This window comes from Massilia sp. CT11-108, assembly GCF_047302915.1.
In the GTDB taxonomy this organism is placed as follows: domain Bacteria; phylum Pseudomonadota; class Gammaproteobacteria; order Burkholderiales; family Burkholderiaceae_D; genus Telluria; species Telluria orientalis.
Window position 1 is genome coordinate 1 of record NZ_JBKYMO010000257.1, and the last position, 8,116, is coordinate 8,116.

General features: G+C 67.5%; 8 protein-coding genes. 4 read left to right on the top strand and 4 right to left on the bottom strand.

Annotated features, from left to right (window positions below; genetic code table 11):
* Positions 1 to 76: 76 nt before the first annotated feature.
* From kdpA to ACEN88_RS19315, 4 genes are all read right to left on the bottom strand, one after another.
* Positions 77 to 1,858, bottom strand: coding sequence for a potassium-transporting ATPase subunit KdpA (gene kdpA, locus ACEN88_RS19300; RefSeq protein ID WP_413342104.1), 1,782 nt, complete (start codon positions 1,856 to 1,858; stop codon positions 77 to 79).
* Between the two features lie 198 nt (positions 1,859 to 2,056).
* Positions 2,057 to 2,803, bottom strand: coding sequence for a TorF family putative porin (locus tag ACEN88_RS19305; protein ID WP_413342106.1), 747 nt, complete (start codon positions 2,801 to 2,803; stop codon positions 2,057 to 2,059).
* 14 nt (positions 2,804 to 2,817) lie between these two features.
* Positions 2,818 to 2,949, bottom strand: coding sequence for a hypothetical protein (locus tag ACEN88_RS19310; protein ID WP_413342108.1), 132 nt, complete (start codon positions 2,947 to 2,949; stop codon positions 2,818 to 2,820).
* Positions 2,949 to 3,122 (bottom strand): hypothetical protein, encoded by a 174-nt coding sequence (locus ACEN88_RS19315; RefSeq protein ID WP_413342110.1) that lies wholly within the window; start codon positions 3,120 to 3,122, stop codon positions 2,949 to 2,951. The genes ACEN88_RS19310 and ACEN88_RS19315 overlap by 1 nt, the downstream gene beginning before the upstream one ends.
* Before the next feature lie 183 nt (positions 3,123 to 3,305).
* Here ACEN88_RS19315 and ACEN88_RS19320 point away from each other — a divergent pair, with 183 nt between their 5' ends.
* The 4 genes from ACEN88_RS19320 to ACEN88_RS19335 all read left to right on the top strand — a co-directional run.
* Positions 3,306 to 5,183, top strand: a complete 1,878-nt coding sequence (locus ACEN88_RS19320; RefSeq protein WP_413342112.1) for a potassium transporter Kup — start codon at positions 3,306 to 3,308, stop codon at positions 5,181 to 5,183.
* 72 nt (positions 5,184 to 5,255) lie between these two features.
* On the top strand, positions 5,256 to 6,845 hold the full coding sequence (locus tag ACEN88_RS19325) for a diguanylate cyclase (RefSeq protein ID WP_413342115.1): 1,590 nt from the start codon (positions 5,256 to 5,258) through the stop codon (positions 6,843 to 6,845).
* Between the two features lie 71 nt (positions 6,846 to 6,916).
* Complete coding sequence (locus tag ACEN88_RS19330; protein ID WP_413342118.1) at positions 6,917 to 7,381, top strand: MarR family winged helix-turn-helix transcriptional regulator; 465 nt, start codon at positions 6,917 to 6,919, stop codon at positions 7,379 to 7,381.
* 102 nt (positions 7,382 to 7,483) lie between these two features.
* On the top strand, positions 7,484 to 8,116 hold a 633-nt coding region (locus tag ACEN88_RS19335; protein WP_413342120.1), incomplete at its 3' end, for an outer membrane protein.

Below are 8,116 nucleotides of genomic sequence, written 5' to 3' on the forward strand. Positions count from 1 at the left end.
GGCCCGGCGCCGCGGCGGCCGGCGCGGCCAGGGGGGCCGTCACCGGGGATTTCAGTTGGTTCATGGCGACTCCAGGTTATTTGGCAAACAGCTGCAGGTGTTCGACGACGGGGCCGAGTGCGAGCGCCGGCACGTAGTTGAGGACGCCGACCAGCACGACCACGCCGACCAGCAGGCCGACGAACATCGGACCGTGCGTGGGCATGCTGCCGGCGGTCGTCTGCAGGCGCTGCTTGGCCGCGAGCGAACCGGCGATCGCCAGCACGGGCACGATCACGGCGAAGCGCCCGAACCACATCGCGAACGCCAGCATCCAGTTGTAGAACTGGGTGTTGGCGGACAGGCCCGCGAACGCGCTGCCGTTGTTGTTCGCGGCGGAGCTGAACGCGTACAGGATTTCCGAGAAGCCGTGCGCGCCGGGGTTGGCGACGCCAACCCTGCCCGCGGCCGCCAGCACGGCGATCGCGGTACCGGCCAGCACCAGCACGGGCGTGACGAGGATGGCGACCGACGTCATCTTCATCTCGTAGGCCTGGATCTTCTTGCCGAGGTATTCGGGCGTGCGGCCGATCATCAGGCCGGCGATGAACACGGCCATGATCGCGAAGACCAGCATGCCGTACAGGCCCGAGCCGACGCCGCCGAAGACCACTTCGCCGAACTGCATCAGGAGCAGCGGCACCGCGCCGCCCAGCGGCGTGAACGAATCGTGCATCGAGTTGACCGCGCCGCACGAGGCGGCCGTGGTGACCGCGGCGAACAGCGCGGAGGCGTCGATGCCGAAGCGGGTTTCCTTGCCTTCCATGTTGCCGCCCTCGATGCCCAGCGCCGCGAACCCGGGATGCGCCTGGTGCTCGGCCGTCATCACGCCGGCCGCCATCACGACGAACAGCACCGTCATCGCGGCGAGGATCGCCCAACCCTGGCGGCTGTCGCCGACGAGGCGGCCGAACGCGAAGCACAGGCCGGCGGGGATCAGGAAGATCGACACCATCTGGAGCAGGTTCGACAGCGGGGTCGGGTTTTCGTACGGGTGCGCGGAGTTCGCGTTGAAGAAGCCGCCACCGTTCGTGCCCAGCATCTTGATCGCTTCCTGCGAGGCGACCGGGCCCATCGCGATCGTCTGCGTCGTCGTGGTCACCGCCTCGGTGACCGGCTGGCCCTGGGCGTCCAGCACGGGCTGGCCGTCCGCGCCCGTCTTCGGCTGCGTGTACGTGAGCGGTTCGAGTAGTTGCACCTCCTGGTAGCCCGAGAAATTCTGGATCACGCCCTGGCCGGTCAGGAACACGGCGAACACGAGCGACAGCGGCAGCAGCACGTACAGAGTGGTACGGACGAGGTCGACCCAGAAGTTGCCGATGGCGCGCGCCGACTTCGACGAGAAGCCGCGGATCAGCGCGAACACGACGGCGATGCCGGTGGCGGCCGAGAAAAAGTTCTGGCACGTGAGGGCGAGCATCTGCGTGAGGTAGCTCATCGTCTGCTCGCCGCCGTAGCCCTGCCAGTTGGTGTTGCTGACGAAGCTGACGGCGGTGTTGAACGCCGAATCGGGGGCGACGTTGGCGAGGCTCTGGGGATTGAAGGGCAGCCAGGCCTGGACCCGCTGCAGCAGGTAGACGACCAGCGTGCCGAGCGCGTTGAACGCGAGCAGGGACAGCGCATAGGTTTTCCAGTGCATGCCCGTGGCCGCGTCGACGCCGGCCGCGCGATACAGGCCGGCCTCGATGCGATACAGCCAGCCGAAGCCGCGCACGCGGCCGCCTTCGGCCACGCGTGCGAGCAGGATGCCGAGCGGCCACGACAGGGCCAGCAGGATCGCGAAGAACAGGGCGAGCAGCGCCAGCGATTGCGTATCCATCACAAATCCTCCGCGCAGAACATGGCGTACAGCAGGTACGCGAGAAGCGCGCCCGATGCGAGCACGCCGATCAGGTAAAACAATGTCATTTGCGTTCTCCCAGTCTGGCGCAGCCGTGCGCCATGCCCGCGATCAGGACGGCGAACAGGGCGATGGCGCCGATGAAGACGATATCCATGGTTGCCTCGTTACGGTTGATCAGAATGTCTTGCCGACGGTGACGACGAGCGCCTTCCGGCCGAGGAACTTGCCGTTGGCGGACGACGCGTACGCGGTCTCGTCGGCATTCGTGCCGACGAAGGCCGCCGCCACGCTCGCGAAACCGAGATCCTTCGTCACGCCGATCTTGTAGTCGGTGTAGCTGGCGGCGTCGTGGTGGCGTACGTCCTGGCGGCCGGCGTGCAGGTTCAGCGTGAAGGCGTTGCCCAGGTCGATGTTGGCACCGGCGTCCAGGTAGCCGCTGTGGCGGCTGTCCGTGAAGCCGAACAGGTTGGTCAGCGCCGCCGAGTACTTTACGTACGCGGGGCCGTAGCCCAGCTGGCCGTAGACTTCCGCCGTGTTCGCGTCGGCCGAGCCGGGCACGTCCTTCAGGCCATTGGCCGGATAGACGTAGCCCAGCACGCCGACGTCGTATGTCACGTCGGCGCTCAACTGGCCGCGCTTGCCGGCATACAGGTCCGACTCGATGTCGCCGCCGCCGCCCGCGTCCTTCGTCCACTTGATGGTGGACAGCCACGTGCCGGCGTACAGGCCGGTTGGGTTGTGGGTCCAGTCGGCGCCGCCCTGCAGCGCGGGCTGCAGCCGGGTCTGCGAGATGCCGCGGTAGCGGTAGTCGGACGCGAGCGCCGCGTTGAACGTGACGCTGTTCGCCGGCGGCGTTTCCTGCGCGTGCAGCGGGACAGCCAGCAAGGCGAGGAGCGCGGGAATGAAGACGGTGTTTCTCATGGTGATGCGTTTCCTTATTGTTGTAAAAGGCACTGCGATGGCAGTGCGTGCGGGGCCTGGTAGACCTCCTCGTACAGCGCCGCCATGTCGGCGGCGTTGCAGAATGCGGGCAGGTGCAGCGCGGTGGCCGCGACGCCGGCCGACATCACCTGTGCCGCGCCAGCAGCCTTTCCAGTTCCTCCGACAGGCCGCCGCCGCGCGTCCGGTCGGCGTCCAGCTGTACGACGTCGCGGCCGTGCCCGGCGCGCAGTCGCACCAGCTGGCTGGCCAGTTGCGCACCCGCGGCGGGGAGCGCGGCGTGAACGATCGTGACGATCATGTGGACTCCTTACATCGTGGATAGCGATGGAAGAAGTGTAGAAAACGCCACGTAAAAATTTTCTAAAAAGACGCCCGGCCCGGATAAAGGCTTCGTTTACGAGGCCGCCGCAGCCGCCTTTTTACAAAATCTTTACGCCGGCGCCAGTACGATACGGTCCACGAACATTGCCGGAGAAACCGTTTGGACAAGCACAAGAACAACAAGAACATCACCGGCCTCGCGCTGGCCGCCATCGGCATCGTGTACGGCGACATCGGCACGAGCCCGTTGTATTCGCTGAAGACCGTCTTCGACCCCGCGCACGGCCTGCCCCTCACGCCAGCCAACCTGGTCGGCGTCGTGTCGCTGATCTTCTGGGGCCTGTCCGTCATCGTCTCGTTCAAGTACGTGACGCTCGTGCTGCGCGCCGACAACCGCGGCGAGGGCGGCATCATGGCCCTGCTGGCGCTCGCGCTGGGCGCCGTCGGCGACCGCAGGCGGATGCACCTCGGGCTGCTGCTGATCGGGGTGTTCGGCGCGTCGCTGTTCTACGGCGACAGCGTGATCACGCCCGCGATCTCGGTGCTGTCCGCCATCGAGGGTCTCGAAGTCGCGACCCCGGCGCTGCAGGCCTGGGTCGTGCCGCTGACGATCGTCGTCCTGATCTGCCTGTACGCGGCGCAGCGCCACGGCACCGCCGGTATCGGCCGCTGGTTCGGCCCCGTCATGCTGGTGTGGTTCGCGGCGCTGGCGGCGATGGGCGTGCTGAACATCGTGCGCAGTCCGGGCATCCTCGTCGCGCTCAATCCGTGGCATGCGGTGCGCTTCTTCCTCGACAACCGCAGCCTCGGCTTCCTGGCGCTGGGCGCGATCGTACTGGCCTTCACAGGTGCCGAGGCGCTGTATGCCGACATGGGCCATTTCGGCCGCAAACCGATCCGTCTCGCGTGGTTCGCCGTCGCCTTTCCGGCCCTCGCGCTGAATTATCTCGGGCAGGGCGGGCTGCTGCTGGCGCGGCCGGACGCGATCGCCAACCCGTTCTACCAGCAGCTGGGCAGCTGGAGCGTCTATCCGCTCGTCGTGCTGTCCACGATCGCCACCGTGATCGCGTCGCAGGCGACGATCTCGGGCACCTTCTCGATGACGAAGGAGGCGATCGCGCTCGGCTTCCTGCCGCGCATGCGCACCGTGCACACGTCGGAGCGCGAGATCGGCCAGGTTTATCTCCCCGTCATCAACTGGCTGCAGCTGATCGCCGTGCTGCTGGCCGTCGTCGGGTTCGGCTCGTCCGACGCGCTGGCGTCCGCCTACGGCATCGCGGTCACGGCGACGATGCTGGCCACCACCATCCTCACTTACTTCGTGATCCGCTACCGCTGGCGCATGAATCTGCTGCTGTGCCTGGGCGCGACCGGCTTCTTTTTCGTGATCGACGCGGCGTTCTTTTCGGCCAACGTGCTGAAACTGCTGCACGGCGGCTGGTTCCCGCTGACGCTGGGCGTGCTGCTGTTCACGTTGATGCTCACGTGGCGCCGCGGCCGCGCGCAGATGTTCGAGAACCTGCAGAAGCACGCCATCCCGCTCGACGCTTTTCTCGAATCATTGTTTATCGCGCCGCCGACGCGGGTCGCCGGCACGGCCATCTTCCTGCGCGGCGAAAGCGATGGCGTCCCGCATGCGATGCTGCACAACCTGCTGCACAACAAGGTGCTGCACGAGCGCGTCGTGTTTCTCACCGTGTACATTGGCGACGAGCCGTACGTCGATGCGGCGTCCCGGATCCGTATTACCGATCTTGGACACGGCTGCCACCAGGTCGACGTGAAATTCGGCTTCAAGGACGAGCCGGACATCCCCGGCATCCTCGACCAGTGCGCGGCGCATGGCCTGGCGTTCGACATGATGCAGACCTCGTTCTTCGTCGCGCGCCAGACCGTGATCTCGACGCCGGGCGGGGGCATGGCGCCGTGGCGCGAGCACCTGTTCGTCGCGATGCAGCGCAACGCCCGCGACGCCGCCGATTACTACCGCATTCCAACGAATCGGGTCATCGAGCTGGGTACGCAGGTGGAAATCTAGCGGCGCCGCTCGTGCGAATGTGGACGGCGGGCGCCGACGCGGATAAGCTGGAGCCGGAGGGGAGTCCGCACCATGCACGATGCCGACCACAGCGCCGCCGGCCACGACGGCCAGGGATTGTCCGCACTCGACGGCCAGCGCCGCCCACTGGTCGCGCTGGCCGTCGGGCTGCTCGCCTGCTTCTGCCTGCTGCTGGGCGGCCTGCAGGGCTGGAGCGCCTGGCATGCCTACGAGGCCGAACGGGAGGACAGCCGCGTCGCCACGGCCAACATGGCGCGGGCGCTCGCGACGCATGCGGAGACGTCGATCCGGCTGGGCGACGCCGTGCTGACCGAGATGGTCGAGCGCGTCGAGCACGATGGCCTGGGCGAGGCCGCCACGGCACGCCTGACGGGACGGCTGCGCGCGATCACGCGCGACGTGGGCGAACTGCAAGGCCTGTTCGTGTACGGGCCGGACGGCAAGTGGCTGACATCGTCGCTGCCGCGCCCCATGCAGGGCAATAATTTCGACCGCGAATATTTCCAGTTCCACCTGCTGCACGGCGGGCGCGCGACGCACGTGGGCGTGCCCGTGCGCAGCCGGTCGACCGGGGTGTGGATCCTGCCGCTGTCGCGCCGCCTCGAAGCACCCGACGGCAGCTTTGCCGGCGTAGTGCTGGCCACGCTGAACCTGGCGTGGTTCGGCCGCTTCTACGACAGTTTCGATGTCGGCGAGAACGGCACGATCCTGTTCGCGTTCGACAACGGCACGCTGATCTACCGCCGGCCGTTCCGCGACGACCAGGTCGGCATGGACATCCGCAACGGCACCATCTGGCAGCAGATCCAGCGCGACGGCCAGGCCGGCTCGATGGTGGCGACACCCCGCATCGACAACGTCGAGCGCCTGTACAGCTACCGGCACCTGGCGGGCTATCCGCTGTTCGTCGCCAGCGGGCAGGCGACGGACGAGGTCCTGTCCGGATGGCGCCGCACCACGGTGCAGACGGCGATCCTGGGCGCGGCGGCCATGCTCCTGCTGGCGTGCGGCGGCGTGATCCTCGTGCGCCAGATCCGCGTCCGCGAACGGCTCGAGCGCGACCTGATCCGCGTGGGCGTCTCGCTCAGGCGCCACAACGCGTCGCTGCAGAACCTGGCCGACAGCGATGCGCTGACGGGCCTGGCCAACCGCCGCCTGTTCGAAGACCGCCTCGTGCGCGAATACGAGCGCGCGCGCCGCAGCGGGGCGCCGTTCGCCCTCATCCTGGCCGACGTCGACCACTTCAAGCAGTACAGCGACCGCTACGGCCACGCCGCCGGCGACGAGTGCCTGCGCAAGGTGGCCGGTGCCATCGAGAGCGGGGCGCGGCGGCCGGGCGACCTGGCCGCGCGCTACGGCGGCGAGGAATTCGCCATCATCCTGGCCGACACCGACCTCACCGGCGCCAACGCGGTGGCCGATACGATCCGCGCGGCCGTGGCGGCCCTGGACCTGCGCCACGCGGACAACCCGGCCGGCCGCGTCACCCTCAGCATGGGCCTGTACGTGGGCCATCCGGCGCTGGCCGAGCGCAACGATCCGCTGGCCTGGGTCGACGTGGCCGGCCGGCTGCTGTACGAGGCCAAGGACGCCGGCCGCAACCGCGTCGTGTCGCGCGAGGGACACGAAGCGGCCGCGTGATGCCGTGCGCTGGCCGGCCGTAAAAGGTCTACACTGATGTGGAGGCTGCCTCGCGATCTGATAGGCAAACCATGGAAGCGAACGACACATCGACCAAGCAAGGCAAGCGGACCCCGCTGCTCGACGACCAGTTGTGCTTTGCGCTGTACTCGACCGGTCTGGCGATGAACAAGGTGTACCGCAAGCTGCTGCGCAGGCTGGACCTGACTTACCCGCAATACCTCGTCATGCTGGTGCTGTGGGAAAAGGACGAGCAGACGGTGTCCGAGATCGGCGCCCGGCTGTTCCTGGACTCGGCGACGCTGACGCCGCTGCTCAAGCGGCTGGAGGCGGCCGGCCTGGTGAGCCGGACCCGTTCCGCCGCCGACGAACGGCAGGTCGTCGTGGCCCTGCGCCCCGCCGGCCGCGCGCTGGAGCAGGAAGCCGCCGCGATCTACGACGGCGTGCTGTGCGCCACCGCGTGCGAACCGTCCGATCTCGCTGCGCTCAAGCGTCAGCTGGACATGTTGCGCGGTAAATTGGCCGACCATACTTGAGGAATGCATATTTTTAGTCACAAACGCTTACGTGCCGGATGATGCGATTTTGAACACGGCCTGCTATCCTGATCGGAGGCTTCCAAGACAAAGGGGACACGCATGAATACCATCCATCTCGCATTGGCCGCCGGGCTGCTCGCCGCCGGCGGCGCGCACGCGCAGTTGCTGGACGGCGCGGCGGCATCGAAGGACTTGTCGGCCACGCGCACGCTGTCCCCGCCGTTCGCGAAGATCCAGCCCGTCCCGCGCACGTACATGGGCAATGCGGCGGAAACGGATGGCCTGCGCTACCAGGACAAGAGCGCGTTCGGCGTCTACGTCTCCGATCCGAAGCTGTTCGCGGGCGTCAACCTGTCGCCGAACTTCGCCATCGAGACGGGCTACGCGAACCTGTACACGCGCGGCTTCCACTTCGCCGATTACGCCCGGCCCGACGAGGTGAATGGCGCGCTCGGCACGAAGGGCGCCAACAGCTACCTGGCGGCGCGGCTGAACGTGCCCGTCAACGACCAGTTCTCCGCGTACGGCAAGCTGGGCGTCGCCGTCAGCGAGCGCGTGGCTCACGACAAGACGTATCGCAATACCGCGTCGGACACGGACGTCGGCCCGTACGTCGGCATGGGCGCGCGCTACAAGGTCGGCGAGAAGGCGTCCGTGACGGCGGGCTACGAGCAGTACGGCAACACCGCGAAGAAATGGGGAAGCGAGACCAATAACTCGGGCCTGCAGGCC

Bases quoted from the DNA above. Each gene is read 5' to 3' on its own strand.
- kdpA (WP_413342104.1), bottom strand. From the start codon at position 1,858: ATGGATACGCAATCGCTGGCGCTGCTCGCCCTGTTCTTCGCGATCCTG.
- ACEN88_RS19305 (WP_413342106.1), bottom strand. From the start codon at position 2,803: ATGAGAAACACCGTCTTCATTCCCGCGCTCCTCGCCTTGCTGGCTGTC.
- ACEN88_RS19310 (WP_413342108.1), bottom strand. From the start codon at position 2,949: ATGTCGGCCGGCGTCGCGGCCACCGCGCTGCACCTGCCCGCATTCTGC.
- ACEN88_RS19315 (WP_413342110.1), bottom strand. From the start codon at position 3,122: ATGATCGTCACGATCGTTCACGCCGCGCTCCCCGCCGCGGGTGCGCAA.
- ACEN88_RS19325 (WP_413342115.1), top strand. From the start codon at position 5,256: ATGCACGATGCCGACCACAGCGCCGCCGGCCACGACGGCCAGGGATTG.
- ACEN88_RS19330 (WP_413342118.1), top strand. From the start codon at position 6,917: ATGGAAGCGAACGACACATCGACCAAGCAAGGCAAGCGGACCCCGCTG.